The organism is Pseudomonas sp. MYb118, assembly GCF_040947875.1.
In the GTDB taxonomy this organism is placed as follows: Bacteria; Pseudomonadota; Gammaproteobacteria; order Pseudomonadales; family Pseudomonadaceae; genus Aquipseudomonas.
This window is the reverse complement of sequence record NZ_JBFRXN010000002.1, coordinates 247,352-265,049: the sequence shown is the minus strand read 5'-3', so window position 1 is coordinate 265,049 and position 17,698 is coordinate 247,352. Positions and strand designations below refer to the sequence as shown.

At 60.5% G+C, this 17,698-nt stretch carries 18 protein-coding genes; 6 read left to right on the top strand and 12 right to left on the bottom strand.

The annotated features are described in order from the left end of the window. Positions 1-55 precede the first annotated feature (55 nt). Positions 56-1,669, bottom strand: coding sequence for an inorganic phosphate transporter (locus ABVN20_RS07010; protein WP_368554816.1), 1,614 nt, complete (start codon positions 1,667-1,669; stop codon positions 56-58). 248 nt (positions 1,670-1,917) lie between these two features. After that, positions 1,918-2,940: a transporter gene (locus ABVN20_RS07005; protein ID WP_368554815.1), complete on the bottom strand. Its 1,023-nt coding sequence runs from the start codon at positions 2,938-2,940 to the stop codon at positions 1,918-1,920. A 276-nt stretch (positions 2,941-3,216) separates the two neighbouring features. Here ABVN20_RS07005 and ABVN20_RS07000 point away from each other — a divergent pair, with 276 nt between their 5' ends. After that, entirely contained in the window at positions 3,217-4,842 is a 1,626-nt protein-coding gene (locus ABVN20_RS07000; protein ID WP_368554814.1) for a methyl-accepting chemotaxis protein, read from the top strand. A gap of 160 nt (positions 4,843-5,002) precedes the next feature. Here ABVN20_RS07000 and ABVN20_RS06995 read toward each other — a convergent pair whose 3' ends face one another. Both ABVN20_RS06995 and ABVN20_RS06990 read right to left on the bottom strand, forming a co-directional pair. Beyond that, positions 5,003-5,311 (bottom strand): PepSY domain-containing protein, encoded by a 309-nt coding sequence (locus tag ABVN20_RS06995; protein WP_368554813.1) that lies wholly within the window; start codon positions 5,309-5,311, stop codon positions 5,003-5,005. A gap of 227 nt (positions 5,312-5,538) precedes the next feature. Next, positions 5,539-6,666, bottom strand: coding sequence for a glycerophosphodiester phosphodiesterase (locus ABVN20_RS06990; protein ID WP_368554812.1), 1,128 nt, complete (start codon positions 6,664-6,666; stop codon positions 5,539-5,541). A 218-nt stretch (positions 6,667-6,884) separates the two neighbouring features. Here ABVN20_RS06990 and ABVN20_RS06985 point away from each other — a divergent pair, with 218 nt between their 5' ends. Next, entirely contained in the window at positions 6,885-7,211 is a 327-nt protein-coding gene (locus tag ABVN20_RS06985; protein ID WP_368554811.1) for a DUF2025 family protein, read from the top strand. Between the two features lie 127 nt (positions 7,212-7,338). Here ABVN20_RS06985 and ABVN20_RS06980 read toward each other — a convergent pair whose 3' ends face one another. Together ABVN20_RS06980 and ABVN20_RS06975 are read right to left on the bottom strand one after the other, a co-directional pair. Continuing rightward, positions 7,339-7,662: an antibiotic biosynthesis monooxygenase gene (locus ABVN20_RS06980; RefSeq protein ID WP_368554810.1), complete on the bottom strand. Its 324-nt coding sequence runs from the start codon at positions 7,660-7,662 to the stop codon at positions 7,339-7,341. Then, a complete protein-coding gene (locus ABVN20_RS06975; RefSeq protein ID WP_368554809.1) occupies positions 7,659-8,366 on the bottom strand; it encodes a CTP synthase in 708 nt (235 codons plus the stop codon). Before ABVN20_RS06975 ends, ABVN20_RS06980 begins: the two co-directional genes overlap by 4 nt. 15 nt (positions 8,367-8,381) lie before the next feature. Between ABVN20_RS06975 and ABVN20_RS06970 the strand changes: the two genes are divergently transcribed. Then, positions 8,382-9,317, top strand: coding sequence for a LysR family transcriptional regulator (locus tag ABVN20_RS06970; RefSeq protein ID WP_368554808.1), 936 nt, complete (start codon positions 8,382-8,384; stop codon positions 9,315-9,317). Positions 9,318-9,530: 213 nt separating this feature from the next. Here ABVN20_RS06970 and ABVN20_RS06965 read toward each other — a convergent pair whose 3' ends face one another. Then, positions 9,531-10,592, bottom strand: a complete 1,062-nt coding sequence (locus tag ABVN20_RS06965; protein ID WP_368554807.1) for a diguanylate cyclase — start codon at positions 10,590-10,592, stop codon at positions 9,531-9,533. A gap of 159 nt (positions 10,593-10,751) precedes the next feature. Then, positions 10,752-11,360, bottom strand: coding sequence for a TetR/AcrR family transcriptional regulator (locus ABVN20_RS06960; RefSeq protein ID WP_368554806.1), 609 nt, complete (start codon positions 11,358-11,360; stop codon positions 10,752-10,754). A 210-nt stretch (positions 11,361-11,570) separates the two neighbouring features. On the opposite strand from ABVN20_RS06960, the gene ABVN20_RS06955 reads away from it, so the two are divergent. Then, positions 11,571-12,611: an MBL fold metallo-hydrolase gene (locus ABVN20_RS06955; protein WP_368554804.1), complete on the top strand. Its 1,041-nt coding sequence runs from the start codon at positions 11,571-11,573 to the stop codon at positions 12,609-12,611. A gap of 137 nt (positions 12,612-12,748) precedes the next feature. Further along, a complete protein-coding gene (locus ABVN20_RS06950) occupies positions 12,749-14,263 on the top strand; it encodes an amidase family protein (protein ID WP_368554803.1) in 1,515 nt (504 codons plus the stop codon). Between the two features lie 129 nt (positions 14,264-14,392). Here ABVN20_RS06950 and ABVN20_RS06945 read toward each other — a convergent pair whose 3' ends face one another. The 3 genes from ABVN20_RS06945 to ABVN20_RS06935 form a co-directional block, all read right to left on the bottom strand. After that, positions 14,393-14,713, bottom strand: coding sequence for a helix-turn-helix domain-containing protein (locus ABVN20_RS06945; protein ID WP_368554802.1), 321 nt, complete (start codon positions 14,711-14,713; stop codon positions 14,393-14,395). 176 nt (positions 14,714-14,889) lie between these two features. Further along, positions 14,890-15,183 (bottom strand): XRE family transcriptional regulator, encoded by a 294-nt coding sequence (locus ABVN20_RS06940; RefSeq protein ID WP_368557676.1) that lies wholly within the window; start codon positions 15,181-15,183, stop codon positions 14,890-14,892. A gap of 138 nt (positions 15,184-15,321) precedes the next feature. Then, complete coding sequence (locus ABVN20_RS06935; RefSeq protein ID WP_368554801.1) at positions 15,322-16,299, bottom strand: hypothetical protein; 978 nt, start codon at positions 16,297-16,299, stop codon at positions 15,322-15,324. A gap of 240 nt (positions 16,300-16,539) precedes the next feature. Between ABVN20_RS06935 and ABVN20_RS06930 the strand changes: the two genes are divergently transcribed. Beyond that, complete coding sequence (locus ABVN20_RS06930; protein WP_368554800.1) at positions 16,540-16,905, top strand: hypothetical protein; 366 nt, start codon at positions 16,540-16,542, stop codon at positions 16,903-16,905. A gap of 35 nt (positions 16,906-16,940) precedes the next feature. On the opposite strand, the gene ABVN20_RS06925 is transcribed toward ABVN20_RS06930, so the two are convergent. Beyond that, positions 16,941-17,651, bottom strand: coding sequence for an HNH endonuclease (locus ABVN20_RS06925; RefSeq protein ID WP_368554799.1), 711 nt, complete (start codon positions 17,649-17,651; stop codon positions 16,941-16,943). Positions 17,652-17,698: the final 47 nt, after the last annotated feature.

Here is a 17,698-nt window from a genome sequence, read left to right as displayed (position 1 = left end):
ATGTATCTGACATACCGCATCGCGAGCAAGCTCGCTCCTACAGGGGATCAGGTGTCTAGAAGATCTGGGTAAAAAGCCAATACAAACTCCCCGACAACACGATCGCCGCCGGCAAGGTCAGCACCCAGGCCATCACCAGGTTGCGGATGGTCTTCATCTGCAAGCCGCCGCCGTTGGCGACCATGGTCCCGGCCACGCCCGAGGACAGCACGTGGGTGGTCGACACCGGCAGGCCGAACATGTCCGCCGCGCCGATGGTCAGCATCGCCACGGTTTCGGCCGACGCGCCCTGGGCGTAGGTCAGGTGGGTCTTGCCGATCTTTTCGCCGACCGTCACCACGATGCGTTTCCAGCCGACCATGGTGCCCAGGCCCAGGGCAATCGCCACGGCGATCTTCACCCACAGCGGAATGAAGCGTGTGGCGTTGTCGATCTGCTGCTTGAACAGTTGCAGGTTGGCCGTGGTGTCGGCGTCGAAGTTGCCGACCTTGTTCTTGTCCATCAGGCGAATGGTTTCGCTGGTCAGGTACATGTCGTTACGCACGTTGCCCACGGACTCCGCCGGCACCTTGGACAACGAGCCGTAGCCCTTGACCGCCGAGCCGATGTTGCCGGTCAGCGCAGCCAGCGCCGGCACCAGTTGTGGCGTGACCTGCTTGGTACTCACGTAAGCGGACAGCACCGGGCGCGGATCGGCCGGTGCTGCCTGCGGCGAATGCTTGACCAGCGCCTGCTGGGTGACTTCGGCCACGGCGGCAAACTGCAGCGACTGATCGGCCGGCATGGTGCGGTTCAGCGCGTAGGCCATCGGCAGGGTACCCACCAGGATCAGCATGATCAGGCCCATGCCCTTCTGGCCGTCGTTGGAACCGTGGGCGAACGACACACCGGTGCAGGTCACGATCAACATGCCGCGGATCCACCACGGTGGCGGCGTGTTGCCTTCCGGCGCCTTGTACAGCGAGCGGTTCTTGACGAAGGCGCGCAGGGCCAGCAGCAACAGCGCGGCAAAACCGAACCCCACCAGCGGCGACAGCAGCAACGCATAACCGATCTTGGTCGCCTGCGCCCAGTCCACGCCGCTAGTGCCGTCGCGCCCGTGCATCAGCGCGTTGGCCACGCCGACGCCGATGATCGAACCGATCAGCGTGTGCGACGACGAGGCCGGCAAGCCCAGCCACCAGGTGCCGAGGTTCCACAGGATCGCGGCGATCAGCAGGGCGAAGATCATGGCGAAACCGGCGGACGAACCGACTTGCAGAATCAGCTCCACGGGCAGCAGGGCGATGATGCCGAACGCCACCGCGCCGCTGGACAGCAGCACGCCGAGGAAGTTGAAAAAGCCCGACCACGCCACCGCGAAGTTGGGCGGCATCGAGTTGGTGTAGATCACCGTGGCCACGGCGTTGGCGGTGTCATGGAAGCCGTTGACGAACTCGAAGCCCAGGGCGATCAGCAGCGCCACGCCCAGCAACAGGAACGGCGTCCAGGTGGTGACCACCGTGCCGAGTTCGTGCATGTCGTGCATCAGGCTGTAGGCGGTGAACAACAGGCCGCTGGCCAGGACACCGAAGAAAATCACCAGGGTGAAGGCGCTGGGTTTCTTGTCGAGTTGCGGCCGGCCGCTGCTGGCAGGGGCCTGGGCGGTGCTGAAGGAAGGAGTTGCCATGACGGACAGTCCTGAGGGGAAAGGTAACTGTCATAGTCGTTGCGAAATATTACAGAGAGGCTGCCTCAGGTCAGTGTTTGGGGGATTGGGTGGGGCCGTTGATCTGAAAACTGTTCCCCGCCTAGGCTTTCTGTGGGAGCGAGCCTGCTCGCGATGCGGTGTATCAGCCATCATAGAGGTGACTGACACAACGCATCGCGAGCAGGCTCGCTCCCACAAAGGGGCCATGCAAAGTTTTGCAGATGAACTCAATAATCCTGCCGCTTGCGAAACGCCCACCGCCCCGCAATCACGGTAAACGTCACCACCAACGCCACCAAAATCCAGAACCCCTCCGGGTCCCCCGCCAGCGGCACGCCCCCAACGTTCATGCCAAAAAAACCGGCAATGATGTTGATCGGCAACGCCAGCACCGTCACCACGGTCAGGGTGAACAGCGTGCGGTTGCTCTGTTCGTTGAGATTGGCGGCGATCTCTTCCTGCAACAGCTTGATGCGCTCGCCCAGTGCCGTGAGGTCGTTGATGATCAGCGCAAACTCCTCGGTGGATTTGCGCAACTCCTTCACGTCTTCCTTCTGCAGCCACGGCGGCGGGCGGTTGAGCAGGCGCAGCAACGAGCCCGGCTCCAGGGCCAGCAGCCGTTGCAGGCGCACCAGCACCCGGCGGTTGGTGCCCAGTTCCGCGCGGTTGGTCGACAGGCGCGAGGACAGCAATTCATCCTCGATCTGATCGACACTCTGGCTGGTCTTGCGCACGATCTGGGTCAGCACTTCGCCCTGGTCGCGCAGCAGGTGCACCAGCAACTCCAGCGGCGAGCGAAAGCTCTCGCCGGCCTTCACCGAGCTGCGCAGCTTGTCCACCGAGTGCAGCGGTTGCAGGCGCGCGCTGATGATCAGCCGGCTGCGCACGCACACCCACAACGTCGACACGTCGGAGGAAACCATGCTGCTCAAGTTGAACACCACGTCGTTGACCACCGCCAGCAATGCCGAATCGACATGCTCGATGCGCGTCGAGCGCGAGCCCTCATGCAGGGCCTCGAAAAACTCGTCGGGCAATTCCAGGTGGTTTTTCATCCAGCGCTCGCACGCGGCATGGGCGAGGTTGAGGTGCAGCCAGAGAAATTCTTCGTCGTCGTCCGACTGTTGCAGGCGCCGTAGCGCCATCGCCGAGTCGATCTCGCGACCGCGCTCGCCAGGGCGAAAACTGAAGCCGTAGAGCAGACCGAACAGGTCTGGATCGCGATGACTTTGATCGATGCTGTGGTTCATGAAGGCTCGCTGCGAGGAGGGCGCCTGTCGCGGGTTTCACAGGTTCACTTGAGCCGAATCATCGCAAGGCAAGATGACGTTTTTGTGACATGAATATGGCGCAAACGATTGCTCTACCGATGGTCGGATTTGCTTCAAGAACCGCTCTAGCACGCCGATCACGCATGGGTTAAGTTGCGCGCCTTCGCGGCGTACAGCCGCTGTCGCAGACAGGACGTCCGCACCACTTTCACGCCTCTCTGAAGCGTGCCGAATTCCTGTCATGAGAACTTTCCGATGTCTTTGCAAAAGTCCTTGAGAGCTCAAATTCTCGCCCTGCTCAGTGGCAGCCTGCTGGCGATGCTGTTGATCGCGCTGGCGTGCTTTCACTTCCTGTCCAACGGTGTGAAGAGCTATGCGAACCTGATCGAAGGCCCGCTGCACACTTCGCAATTGATCGACGAAGCCAACCTGCAATTCAAGATCCAGGTCCAGGAATGGAAAAACGTGTTGCTGCGCGGCAAGCAACCGGCGGACCTGGACAAGTACTGGAAACAATTCGAAGACCGCCAGCGCGACGTGCAAGGCATCCTCGGCGAACTGGCCGGGCAGCAGGGCATCGAGTCATCGCTGAAAACCCGCATCGAGCGTTTGCGTGAAGAACATCGCCTGCTCGGCGCTGCGTATCAGAAGGGCCGCGACGCCTACGTCGCTTCCGGTGGCGACCCGGCGGCGGGTGATGCGGCGGTCAAGGGCGTGGACCGCGCCAGCAGCGAGCAGATGAGCGCGCTGGTGGCCGAGTTGCGCAAGCTGGGTAACGAGCAGTCGGTGCTGATCAGTGCCAGTGCCAATCACACCGTGCTGCTGGGCATCATCGTCATGCTGGTTTCCGGTTTGTTGATCGGCCTGCTGAGCCTGTGGCTGGTCAACCGCAACCTGGTGGCGCCGATCCAGAAACTCATCGAATACGTGGCCCAGCTCAGCCAAGGCAAGTTCGCCGAGCGTGTCGCCAGCAACCGCCAGGATGAACTGGGCAAACTGGCCACCGCCGCCAACACCCTGCGTGATTTCCTCGCCGACACCTTCAGCCGTTTGCAGGTCAGCACCCAGGACCTGGACAGCGCCAGTGGTGAGTTGAAGTCGATTGCCGGGCTGATGGCCAGCGGCACCAACGAGCAGTTCAGCCGCACCGATCAGGTGGCCACGGCAATGAACGAAATGTCCGCCACCGCCCAGGAAGTGGCGCGCCACGCCGCCGACGCCGCACGGGCCGCCGACGATGCCGACCACTCGGCGCAGCAGGGCGAGAAAGTCATGCAGGGCACCATCCACACCATCACCCGCATGCGCGGCGAGATCGCCAACACGGCGACGGTCATCCGCCAACTGGAAACCGACAGCGGCCGCATCGGCAAGGTGCTGGAAGTGATTCGCGGCATCGCCGAGCAGACCAACCTGCTGGCGCTCAACGCGGCCATCGAAGCGGCGCGTGCCGGTGAAGCCGGGCGTGGTTTTGCCGTGGTGGCCGATGAAGTGCGCAGCCTGGCCCAGCGCACGGCGGCTTCGATCATCGAGATCAACCAGATCATCGAAACCGTGCAGACCGGTGCGGTGGATGCCGCTCACGCCATCGAAAGCGGCCAGTCGCGCAGCGAAGAAAGCGTAAAGCAGGTGACCGAGGCCGGCGCCATGCTCGAGCGCATCACCCACGCCGTCGAAGCCATCCGCGACATGAACCGCCAGATCGCCACGGCCGCCGAAGAACAGACTTCGGTGGCCGAGGATATCTCGCGCAACCTCACGGAAATCACCAGCATTGCCAGTACCAACCTGGACAACGTGCAGCGCACCGAGGCCGCCAGCCACAACCTGCACGGGTTGTCGGGGCAGCTCAACGAAGTGACGGCGCGCTTGAGCGCGTGATCCAGCGGGTGCCTTTGGGGGAGCGGGCTTACTCGCGATGCGGCGTGTCAGCCGACATCAATGTGTCTGGTAGAACACATCGCGAGCAGGCTCGCTCCCACAAGTGGATTTCTCACAGGGTTGTTGCAGATTCAACAGGTGGGGCGAGCCTGCTTCGGCCTCAATTGTCCTGTTTGTTCTTCAGGACTTCACCCGTGGCCGCATTCAGGTCCACATCCCATTCCACGTTCTTGGCATCACGCAGCTCGACTTCGTACTCGTAGAGGTTGGTGTGCTGATCCAGATCGCTGTCGGTGATGGTCGCACCTGGGTGCAGTTTCAGGACGATCTGGTTCAGCTCTTCGAGCGGCTTGATCTTGCCGTCCTTGACCAACTGAGGGATTTGATCCACAGGCACATCGGCTGCTTGCGCCAGGCCGGCGGTGAGGGTCAGGGTGGCAGCGGTGAACAGGGCAGTCAGGGTTTTCATGGGGGCATTCCTTGTGTGCTGTTTAAGTAAGTCCAGACTAGCGTTGGTAACTTAATCCACCCTTAAAATTCCCTTTCCCCTTTCCCCTTTCCCCTTTCCCCTTTCCCCTGACACCTGCCTCCTGTCTCCTGTCTCCTGTAGGAGCGAGCTTGCTCGCGATGCGGTGTGTCAGCCAACATTGATACCGGCTGACACACCGCCATCGCGAGCAAGCTCGCTCCTACAGATCAATACCCATTGTTCTGCAAAATCTGCCCAACACTCGCTGCTGCCGGACGCTTGTAGAACTTCAGCAACTCGCTCGCCCGGTTGGTGAAGATGCCATCGACACCCGCCGCCATGACCTTCTGGTAATCCACCGCGTCATCGACCGTGTACACGTGCACCAGCAAGCCCTGATCGTGGGTGTACTGGTTCATCCACGGTTTCGCCAGGTCGGCGTAGCTCTGGTCGCCACCGTGGGTCAGCGCCGCGGAAGGGCCGGTGCCGATGGCGCCCTGGGCCTTGGCGTAGTCGACCCATTGCTGGAATTCGGCTTTGCTCTTCGGTTCCTGCCTGGCGTAGTACGCCGCGTGATCCTTGTCGCCCGACTCGGCGAAACTCACCTTGGACTTGGGCTCGATATTGCCTTCGCCCACCCACAGCAACAGGATCTTCGGCACCTGCGGCATTTCTTTTTCCAGCAGTTCCAGGCTGCTCTTCTCGAACGTCTGCAACACCACGCGGCCCTTGCCCTGGCCGACCGCCAGTTCCTTGCGCTTGCCCTTGGCCCCGGCCGGAATCAGCCAGCCGCGATCCTGGAGTTTTGCCTTGAGGTCACGCTCGATACCGGGAAACTGCTTGGGCTCCTTGGTCTCGATGTACAGGCCGGGTTTGTGCAGCGGATTGGCCTGGGCGATGTCGATGATTTCATCGAGGGTCAGGATCTTCAGGCCGACGAAGGACGGGCGTGCACGGTCCGGGTAGGCGGCGTTGAACCAGCTGCCGGCGTCCAGGGTTTTCAGTTCGGCCATGGTGAAGGCATTGGCCGGGCTGTCCTTGCGCTCGGGGAATTTGGTGGCGACGTCGGTGGTGCGTTGCAGGTTGTTGTCGTGCAGGGCGAAGAGCACGCCGTCCTTGCTGCGTTGCAGGTCCATTTCCAGGTAATCGGCGCCCAGGTCGCGCGCGGCCCGGTAGGCGGCAGCGGTGGATTCCGGCGCGTCGTAGGAGGCGCCACGGTGGGCGATCACCGCCGGGTGCGGGATGCCTGATTCGGCGGCCAGTGCCACAGGGCCTGGCCCGCTCGCGGCCTGGGCCTGGGCGAAACCGAGCATCAGGCTCAGCAGCAGGGCGCGCTTGGTAAAAGGTGCAGGCATGGTCGAGATCCTTTCGCAGAGGTTTTCAAAGACGTCCCTTTTAACAAGTGAGCGCCGCTTGCGCTATCGCGAGACCGACATAAACGTGTTTAAAGGGCAATTTTTCAGCGCATCTGTGTCGTGCTTTGCAGTACTCTTGGCCACGGCAGTTTCCCCGGCAGAGGGAACGCCGACCCTCAAGCCTTGCGTGTAAACCATCGTTCTTTTGTGAGGTTTATATGCGCATCACTTCCCAGCTCATCTGCCAGGCCGCCGACCAACTCAAGGGCTTCGTCGGTCTCAACCGCAAGACCGGCCGCTACATCGTGCGCTTCAGCGAAGACTCCTTCGGCATGGACGTGGCGGATGACGGCATCATCCCGGCCAGTGAATTCGTCTGGGCCGCGGGACCGGAAAACGCCATGACCCTCAAGCGCGAGCTGATCCAGTTGTTGCTCGATCAGCACATCGATGACCGGATCAACATCACCGAGCCGTTGCGGGTGTACATGAATCGGGTGGAAGTGCCGGAGATTTCGGCGGTTCGCAGTTTGGTGCAGGGCTGAGGGTTTGCGGTGACAGTGATGGACCCATCGCGAGCAGGCTCGCTCCCACAAAGGATCTCCAGTACACCCTCGATCCACTGTGGGAGCGAGCCTGCTCGCGATGAGGGCTACAAAAACACCACCCAACTCAAAGGCCGAACCCATACCCCCGCTCAACCCGACAAACCCGCGTATGACACCGCGCATACCACGTCGACCGCCCACGCTCACGAATCGCGCTGTGCTCCGGATGCTCCTTCCACGCCACAATCGCCGCCTCACTGGCCCAGTACGACACGGTAATCCCCAACCCATCCTCGCCCCGCGCCGATTCCACCCCCAGGAACCCCGGCTGCTGGCGCGCCAGTTCGACCATGCGCGCGGCCGCCTCGGCATATCCCTGATCCCCTTCGGTGCGCAGCGAGGTAAAGATCACTGCGTAATAAGGCGTGGCCGGCGTGTCGGCAATCATGCTGACCTCCCCACGCAAGCCGCCACCAACGCCCGCACCAACGGCGGCAGTGCACCCTGAAGCGCTGCCCGTTCCGGCTGGAACAGCGTGGCGACAAAAAACGGATGGCCCTTGAGTTCAACGGCGCGCAAGCCCTGCTGCGAGTCATGCCCGACAGCTTGCAACTCCTCGGCGAACAACGCCTGCTCGAACGCCGGATTCACACCATAGCGGCAGCGATAACCTTCCCTGATCTCGGACGTTTCATACGCCTGGGCGATCAACGAACCTTCGCGCAGGCGAATGCCATCGACTGCCTCCACCAGCGCGCAGGTGAGCGGGGTAATCAACGCTCGCTCGGCCTCGGGGTTTGTCTCGCCATGCTCGGCATCCGACCAGCCCAGCACGTTGCGCGCATATTCCAACACCGCATGTTGAAAACCGCCGCAGGTGCCGAGGAAAGGTCGTCGCTGCTCGCGGGCAAAGCGGATCGCCCGCAGCGCCCCGTCCATGCTGCGATAGGGACTGGCCGGCACGCACCAGAAGCCGTCGAAGCCATCGAGCGGGGTGCTGGCGTCGATCTGCTCGGTGGCCAGCCACTCGCCCACAACGTGATGGCCACTGTGCTCGGCGGCCATGTCGAGTGCCACGGGGATGGCCTGGTGGGCGGTGACTTGCGGATCGTAGTCGCCGACCAGGGCGATGCGAATGACGCGATTTTCCATGAGTAGCCTCTGCGCTTGTTGATTGCTGGCAGCCACTATAGATTGGCGTTCACGCACTCAATATTGGCTGTTTCGCAAATGATCAATGCGCCGGCGCACTATCGCCTCGACTACCCGGACCTCGCCCTGATTCTTGCGCTGGTGCGTGGCGGCTCCCTGGCCCGGGCCTCGCAGCTGATGAAGGTGGATGTGTCGACGGTGTTTCGCGCGGTGCGTCGCCTCGAAGGTGCGCTGGGCCAGCAATTGTTCGAGAAGAGCCGCGCCGGTTACCTGCCCACGACCCTGGCACAGACGCTGGCCGAGCAGGCGGAGCGGGCCGAACAGGCGCTGGAAGCGGCGCGCATTGGCGTGGAGCAGGGCGGAGATGTCATCAGCGGCACCGTGCGCCTGACCTGCACCGATTCGGTGTTGCAGGGCCTGCTGTTGCCGGCGCTGGCGCAGTTCATGCCGAACTATCCGGCGCTGACCCTGGAACTCAGCACCTCCAACGATTTCGCCAACCTCACGCGCCGTGACGCTGACATTGCCCTGCGCTTGACCAGCACACCACCGGAACATTTGGTGGGGCGGCATCTGGCGCAAGTGTCCTACCGGGTGTGCGCCAGCGCGAGTTACCTGCAAGCCGTCGACCCGACAGACCTGGCGGCACTCACCTGGATCGCACCGGATGGTTTCCTGCCCGATCACCCAACCGTGGCGTGGCGGCATCAGGCGTTGCCGGGCGTGATGCCGGGGTATCGCTGCAACAGCATGTTGTCGGTGACCGAACTGGTGCGCGCAGGAATGGGCGTGGCGGCGTTGCCGGACTTCCTGATCGGCAATGGCTTGCAAGCGATCAGCGGGCCGCTGCAAGGATGCGACACAGCACTGTGGCTGCTGACCCGCCCGGATTGCCGGGCGTTGCGCTCGGTGGTGACGTTGTTTGATGAGTTGGGCAGGGCGTTGAAATGATCGGTGTGAGTGCGGACCCTATCGCGAGCAAGCCCGCTCCCACAATGGACCACATCTTTCCCGAAAGAACTCGGTCTACTGTGGGAGCGAGCCTGCTCGCGATGAGGCCAGCCCAAGCAACATCAAGTCTCCTGAATGCACCCGATCAACTGTGGGAGCGGGCTTGCTCGCGATAGGGCCCGCAAAACCACCCCATCATTCCCAAGCACCCCCTCAAACCACCACAGCAGCCCGCTCACCTTCGGCCAAACTGATCTTGTTCCGCCCCGTATTCTTCGCCGTATAAAGCGCCTTGTCCGCCTCATCAAGCCAGGCAATCGAATCGGTAAACGACGAATCAAAAGCCGCCAAACCAATACTCAAACTAATCCGCAAATCCGGCACCTCATCATGCCGAAAATCATGCAGCACCTCGCGCAATCGCTCCATCACCTCCCGCGCCTGGAGCACCGGCATGTCGGGCAGGATCACGCAAAACTCATCCCCACCATACCGCCCAGCCAGATCCGATTCGCGCAGGTTGCGCTTGAGCTCAGCGCTGAGCTGGCGCAACACCGAATCACCGACGATATGCCCATGGGTGTCATTGATCGGCTTGAAGTGATCAATGTCGATCAGCGCAATCACAGCCGGGTGTTCTTGCAGGCGGCTACGCTGGAATTGCAGTTGCAGCGAATCCTTCCAGGCACCGTGGTTGAGCAGCCCGGTCAGGCTGTCGGTGCGGTTCAGGGCACTGAGGATGCGTTTGTGTTTGGCCAGCTTGATCGCCAACTGGTAACTGACCATGCCCACCGCAAACGGGTAGAGCGTGAGCATCGGAATCGACGCCCAGATCTGCATCGGCGTGGTCTGTGCGTTGAAGGCGATACCGAACACCAGCCAGCCAATCAGCACGCCCACGGCTTGCGCCACCGAGCCAAAGGCAAACAGACGCAGCCCGCCCATGGCCACGTTGTGCATGGCCATCATCGCCAGCACGGTGACCGTTGTCAGCGGATTGAACTGCACCGTCGCCGCCCAGAACCCGCCCCATAGCGAGTCGAAGAGCATGTTGCGCAACTCGGCCTTGTAGGGAAAGTTCGCCCGGGACGACAGCTGATAGGCAATGTGCGGCCAGACGTAGGCATTGATCACCAACAACGCCCACACCCAGGAGGGCAGGTTCATCGGGGCCAGGGCAGCGGCCACACTCAAGCTGCCAATGCACAGCCCGATGGCGCGAGGCAAATAGATGCGTCTGGCAAATGACAAGCCCTTGCCGCGTTGGTTTTCCATAGTGTCCTGCGCCGGATTCATCCTGAAACACACTGCCGTGATGCCACTAAGCTACCATTCATCGGCAAAAAAAGGCGCACATTGTCATTTATTCCAGCAGGAATAATCAGTGTCTCTCGAAGCCATTTAATGGTGGCAACGCGCAAACGCAGAAAGGTTTCAGCACTGATAGCAGGCCAGGAACATGTCCAGCGCCGATTCCACCACGGTGTTTTGCATGTCGGCGGACAAGCCCGCTTGCCCCATGGAGATCTGCGGCCAGAAGGCAAAGGACTTGAGCAGGCCCTGCACCTGTTGTGCGGCGAACTCCGGCGCCACCGTTTTCAAGCGCCCATCGGCCTGAGCCGCACGAATCCACACGGTCAGGCCTTCTTCGCGCTGGCCCATCCGGGCCACCATGTCCTGCGCCCGTTCCGGGGAATGAATCGTCGCCGCGATGGCCACCCGCGCCAGGTCGAGGAAATTGTCATCGCCCAACATCTGCAACTTCGCCATGAGCATCCGGCGCATTTGCTCGCGCAGAGGCAGGTCGGGGCGGTAAGCCGCTTCCTGTTCGGCGGTCACTCGTGCCCACAACTGATTGAGGATTTCGGCGAACAACTCTTCCTTGCTGGGAAAGTGGTTGTACACCGTGCGTTTGGACACGCCGGCGGTGGCGGCGATCTTGTCCATGCTGGTGATGTCGAAACCGTTGGCACGGAATTCGGCAATCGCCGCCTGGATGATCGCTTCGCGTTTTCGGTCGGTCAGACGCTGTGGAGCTGTCATAAGTGGGCTTCGGCAAAAAAATGGATTAACTACACTAGGTAGTTTACTTGTGATGAATATTGATGCAACCTTGAAACTACACTGTGCAGTGTAATGTTTCGTTAATCCTGCCCAGCAAAAATAGAGTGTCCGGCTGATGCTTGCGTGCCTTGGCCATTTATCGAACATCGCAGACGCCGCCACCGGCGCGGCGTCCTGGAGTCATCCGTCATGGCCAATGCCACAACCGCTAATGAACCTGAGGCCTCCCGTCGGACCGATGGGCTGTTCCGCAACCATGCGCCGGTGCAACGCGAGGGCCTGCGCAAAATGCTGCGCATCATGTGGAACATGATTTTTCACAAACCGCGCGACACCAAGCCAACCGCTGCGGTGCCGGTGCAACGCCTGACCCATGACGCGCTGATCGCCGCGCCCAACCACAGCGTCTATCGGCTGGGCCATTCCACGGTCCTGCTCAAGTTGCAGGATAAATTCTGGATCACCGACCCGGTGTTCGCCGAGCGCGCCTCGCCGGTGCAATGGGCCGGCCCCAAGCGTTTCCACCAGCCGCCGATCAGCCTGCAAGAGCTGCCGCCGATCGAGGCGGTGATCCTGTCCCACGATCACTACGACCACCTCGATCATCAGGCGGTGCTCGATCTGGCGGACAAGACCCAATACTTCCTCACGCCGCTGGGCGTGGGTGACACCCTGATCAAGTGGGGTATCGACGCCAGCAAAGTGCGCCAACTGGATTGGTGGCAAAGCACCGAAGTGGCGGGCATCCGTTTCGCCGCCACGCCCTCGCAGCACTTTTCCGGGCGTGGCCTGTTCGATGGCAACAGCACGCTGTGGGCGTCCTGGGTGATCATCGACGGCGACACGCGTATTTTCTTCAGCGGCGACAGCGGCTACTTCGACGGCTTCAAGCGCATCGGCCAGCAGTACGGTCCGTTCGACCTGACGCTGATGGAAACCGGCGCCTACAACGTCGAGTGGCCACACGTGCACATGCAACCCGAGCAGACCCTGCAAGCGCACATCGACCTCAAGGGCCGCTGGCTGCTGCCGATCCACAACGGCACTTTCGACCTGGCGATGCACGCCTGGTACGAACCCTTCGACCGCATCCTGGCCCTGGCCTGGGACCGTAACGTGTCGATCACCACGCCGCAGATGGGGCAGGCGTTCAACGTGATGCACCCGCAGCGAGGCAGTGCCTGGTGGTACGAGGTGGAGCAGCAGGTGTATCAGCAGAGCATTGGCTAATCGGGCTACTGACTGGCGCGAAGATTCATACAAGGTCTGGCGACAAGTGATGACGGACATTTCCAGGTGCCTCGGTAGGCTGGAAATGGAGTGGGTTTTTTCACTCATTAACCGTCATTACAAAGGATCTTTTTCTCATGGACGTAACATTAAACGGCCGCCTGAAATGGCTGGTCAGGATCATCCTGCTTTCGCTCGCCAGTTCCGCGAATGCCCAGGCACCGACACCTGAAACGAGGTTGGAGTTTCTCAGTGTCGACGAACTCACCCAGCGCATGGAGCGCAAGGAAACCAGCGCCGCAGCGCTCGTGATGCATCTGCAACAACGGATCCATGCGCTGGATGAGCAGGGACCGATGATCAATTCCATCATTCAACTCAACCCTGATGCACTGGACATCGCCTACGCCCTGGACCGTGAGCGGCAGTGGGGCTACGTACGGGGGCCACTGCATGGCATTCCTGTATTGCTCAAGGACAACATCGACACCTCCGACCAGATGCAGACCAGCGCTGGCTCCCCGGCCATGATCGGGAAGCCGGCGGCAAAGGACGCCTTCATCGTGCAGCGCCTCAGGGAAGCGGGCGCTGTCATTCTCGGCAAAACCAACCTCAGTGAATGGGCGGCCTTCCGCGACCCGGCCCTGCCTTCCGGCTGGAGTAGCCGCGGTGGCCAAACCAAAAACCCTCATGTGCTGAGCGGTGACGTCTGCGGCTCCAGCTCAGGCTCTGCCGCCGCCACCGCCGCAGGCTTTGCTCCGCTGGCCATCGGCACCGAAACCTCCGGCTCGATCATCTGCCCGGCGTCGCTGAACGGCGTGGTCGGCATCAAGCCCACCGTGGGCCTGCTCAGCCGCAGCGGCATCATCCCCGTCACCCATAAACTCGACACGCCGGGCCCCATGGCGCGCACCGTTCGTGAAGCCGCCCAGCTCATGAACGCCCTGCGCGGCTACGACGCCGCCGACCCGGTGCAAAAGCCCCATGGCCAGGACACCGTCGATTACACCGCGCTGTTGCGCCCCAACACCCTGGTGGGCAAACGCATCGGCTACCCGGTCAAGTTCGATCAGAGCGGAGAGCCATTGATGATCGACCCACAGTTCTCCAAGGCCCTGGAACTCATGCAAGCCGCCGGCGCAACGCTGATCCCGGTAGACCTGAAAGATCCATTGTCAGAGCGGGTCGACGACGCCTTCCACATGGGCATCAAACGTGAACTGCCACGCTACCTGGCGACACGCTCCGGAATCCCGGCGAAAAGCCTGCAAGACCTCGTCCTGTTCAACGCCGCAAACCCCGAAGCCCTTGGCCAGGACACCCTGATCGCAGCCAACGACGTGGTGTACGACGAACAAACCTACAACCAACTCTGGCGCAAGATTCAAAGCGAAAACGCCGCGGCCATCGACCTGCTGCTGATCACCCATCAGCTCGATGCCCTGGTCTCGGACGTCGCCTCACCGGCCATGAACGTTGCCCCACTGGCCGGCTACCCCGGCGTCATGGTGCCCTCGGGCATTGACCCGGACGGCCTCCCAACTTCACTCTTCTTCTTCGGTCCGCGCTGGAGCGATGCCGAAATGATTGCCCTGGCATATGGCTACGAACAAGTCTCCAACGCCCGCCAGACCCCAGCCTTCAAACCCTGACCCTTGACCCCTGACCCTGTAGGAGCGAGCTTGCTCGCGATGCTAGCCCAGACACCACTGGATACCTGACAGCCAGCGTCATCGTTGACGACCATCGCGAGCATGCTCGCTCCTACAGAATCGAGGTCCTCAACTGAACACCACCTCAATCAACCCCTCTTTCCTGGAACGAGGAGCCGACTTGACCACGATCTGAATGTCACGCCCAAGCAGGGAAAGACACTCCATCATCTTGGCTTCACTGATTCCGCGGAATTTGCCGCGCAGCATTTCAGAGAGCTTGGGTTGGGACAGGCCGAGGATCTCGGAAGCTTGAACCTGAGTTAAATGCCGCGCCTTGATGATCTCGCCAATTTTTGCCGCCAATTGGGATTTGACGCGCATTTCACTGGCGTTGGGTGTCGAGAGATCCTCGTAGACGTTCCCGCTGCTTTGTTCTATTTCAATCATGACCTGGTTACCAGAGCGAATTCCTCGTACAAACGGAATATACCCATATGGTAATAATCATCAACCGAAAGTGCTCAACCCTGTAGGAGCGAGCTTGCTCGCGATGGTAGCCCAGACACCACTGGGTACCTGACAGTCAGCGTCATCGTTGACGGCCATCGCGAGCAAGCTCGCTCCTACACAACAGGTTCTGCCGCTGCGACTTTCCCGTTCATCCCACGCCCCGGCGCAAACCCCGGAAAGAACATCAGCCCCTCCGACTCAAACCGATAAGCCAACGCCAACCGATCCGCATCCGCCACTTCACGCCGAGCCTCGAACAGCTCGATCTCGCCAGCCGCAACTCCGGCCTCGCGCGACAACTGCTCCACACTCCAGCCCAACATCGCCCGGGCCTGGGCGCAATGGGCGGGGGTGAATTGGAAGAGGGCGATACGTTCCAGGGTGATTTTCATCGCATAAGAGGCCATGGTGTGCTCCGGGCTCGAAAGTGCTGATTCAAAATATACTGTGTTTTTGTACAGTTGTTTTGAATCGGGAGCAAATGGATTTTTGTATTTCTGCGCGTTCGTCTCGGCCAACCTGACAGACGGCGCATATCAGGCAGGCTAGTCGCCCATCCCCGGCGCCTCCCGAATAATGAAGTGATCCAGGTTCTCGATGTTCGCGCTGAACACCCCAAACTTCTGCTCGGGATTCTTCTTGCTCGGCACCTGCTTCAACTCCGGCGTCACGCCATAAAAGAAGCAATACAACTGGGCCTCGCTGTCGATCGCATGCTTGATCTCCTCCAGGAACGCCTTGCGCTTGCGGTAGTTCTCGATCAGTTTCTTGCTCAGGTAAACGTTCACCGAATACGGCTTCTTCTTCGCCTCATCCGCCTGCTTGAACCACACCTTCTGCTCGAAGTCGATGCGAAAGCTCTGGTTGTAATCCTTGATCTCCTTGATTCGCCCCCAGTAGATCAGCCCCTTGTTGTCCGTCAGGTATTCCACCTTCTTGAAGAACGAAGCGTAAGGCGCCGTGTGCTCGCCCACCTTCAGCGGCATGCGCTTGAGCAGCTCCTTGTCGGCGAAATTGGAAACAAAACACTCCACCGGATGAGCAAAGACACTGGTCTTGTCCGGCGCCGTCTCGCGCCCCGGCTGCTCGATACTGGCCGTCTCAGAAGTAACCATCGACGCCACCGGCCTATCCTGCGTCGCAACAGCCGGACTCGACGGCTTACGCACATACTGACGCCGGGTCAGCAACAACTCCGACGGAAAATGCTCCTCCCGCCCGTCATCCGTTTCCGCCCCCTCGACACCCGCCGACGCCTTGAGGCTCGCATAAGGACAATCCGCCACATGCCGCGTGCTCGGCGTGTTCTTGAAGTGCGGGGTGCGCACGTAATTCACATTCTTGGCATTGAACGTGGTCAACACATTCGCCGCATCGAACGCCAACCGACAGGCATCGTTGGGGCACTGGAAATCTTCCTTCGCCGAATCGAATGCCACCGTCTCGTCGAAATTGAGATCGCGCACGTCATAGATCGACAACTTGTCGTCGAGGCTCAGGCAATAGGCGAGATCGAATTTCATGACAGGCTCGGGTCCTTGAGTGGGAAGGGTATTAATAGCGGCAGGCGGCCCAGGTTGCACCCCCTGTTTTCAAAACACTGCTATCCCCAATCACGACGGGCCCGCTCTGGGAACACTCTCTGTGGGAGCGAGCCTGCTCGCGATAATTTCCATGTCCACCACTAGCTCCACTGACTCCCCAAAAATCCGCTTAAGATACCCAACCCCAAAATGGACCCACTCAACCAAGGACCGGCCCCCATGCAACTCCCTCACAACCAAATCACCGAACGCCTGCACAACCGCCGCTTCACCGTAGCCGGCAACACCCATGGCCTCTCAGGTACCGGCACCGTCTTCCACTACCAAGTCGAAGGCAACGCAATAACCAGCACCTATCAAGGCGGCCGCATCCTCACGGGCCACCAGGTTGGCCGCGTCACAGGCCCCGAAACTATCGAACTGCTTTTCCACTGCATCACGAATGAAGGTGAGATTCTGTCCGGCTGGTCGCGCGGTAAGGTGGGTGTCGATGGGGCAGGGCGCACAACGCTGGCGTTTGTATGGGGTTGGTTGTCGGGCGCGGAGGGTGGTGGGGAGTCGAGTTATGTTGAGTTGGTGGAGTAACAGGATGGGGTTCGCAGACCCCATCAATTACCCGCTTACTCGCGAACCAACCGCCCAACCTTCTGATAGAGCGACTCGGTAAATGCCGCACTGTCATCCGAATGATGACAACGACGATGACAGTTCGGGCATAGCGCTACGGCGTTGCTGGTGCGGTCCGAGCCTTCGTGCGCTAGATGCTTGACGTGATGGACCTCAAGAAACGGTTGGCCCGATTTTTCGAATGGGGCTGGCTCACCACAACCTTCACATTTCCCCGCGGCCTGTTGTCGAACCCATGCCCTGACTCCAGGATCTCGGATAAACGACTTTGTGCTCGACTGGGCCTGTTGTGGTTTTTCGATTCCTTTTGGCTCAACCGTAATAGGCTGTTGCTCAAGCTTTGTGGCTCGCTGCTCGAGTGTCGCCTCGTCTGCCGTTGGTACGAAATCCTCGGGAGTCGGTGTAGAAGCGTTGAGTGCTTTAAGAATGCTCTTAGCAACATTGGCACCCACATTTTTAGCGGGCTTATAGCCCTCAATGCGCCTACGCCCCAATTCGACCAACACGGTAGAAATGTTCTGCATCCGAAATTCGACGGAGCCTTTGGTACGACCTGCTAATAGCCCTTCACGTAGGACTCGGTTTTCATGAGCTTTATTGATCGACTGACCAGCCTGCTCGCGTGCGAGCATGCTCAAGTAAGCATCTACTGCGGCCTGAATTTCCGCGTCGTTCCAATCGCTATTGCTCTTAAGCGTGTCCATACAATCGCCGAGGGTTGAAAACCCTCGGACGATACTGAGTGGTCATT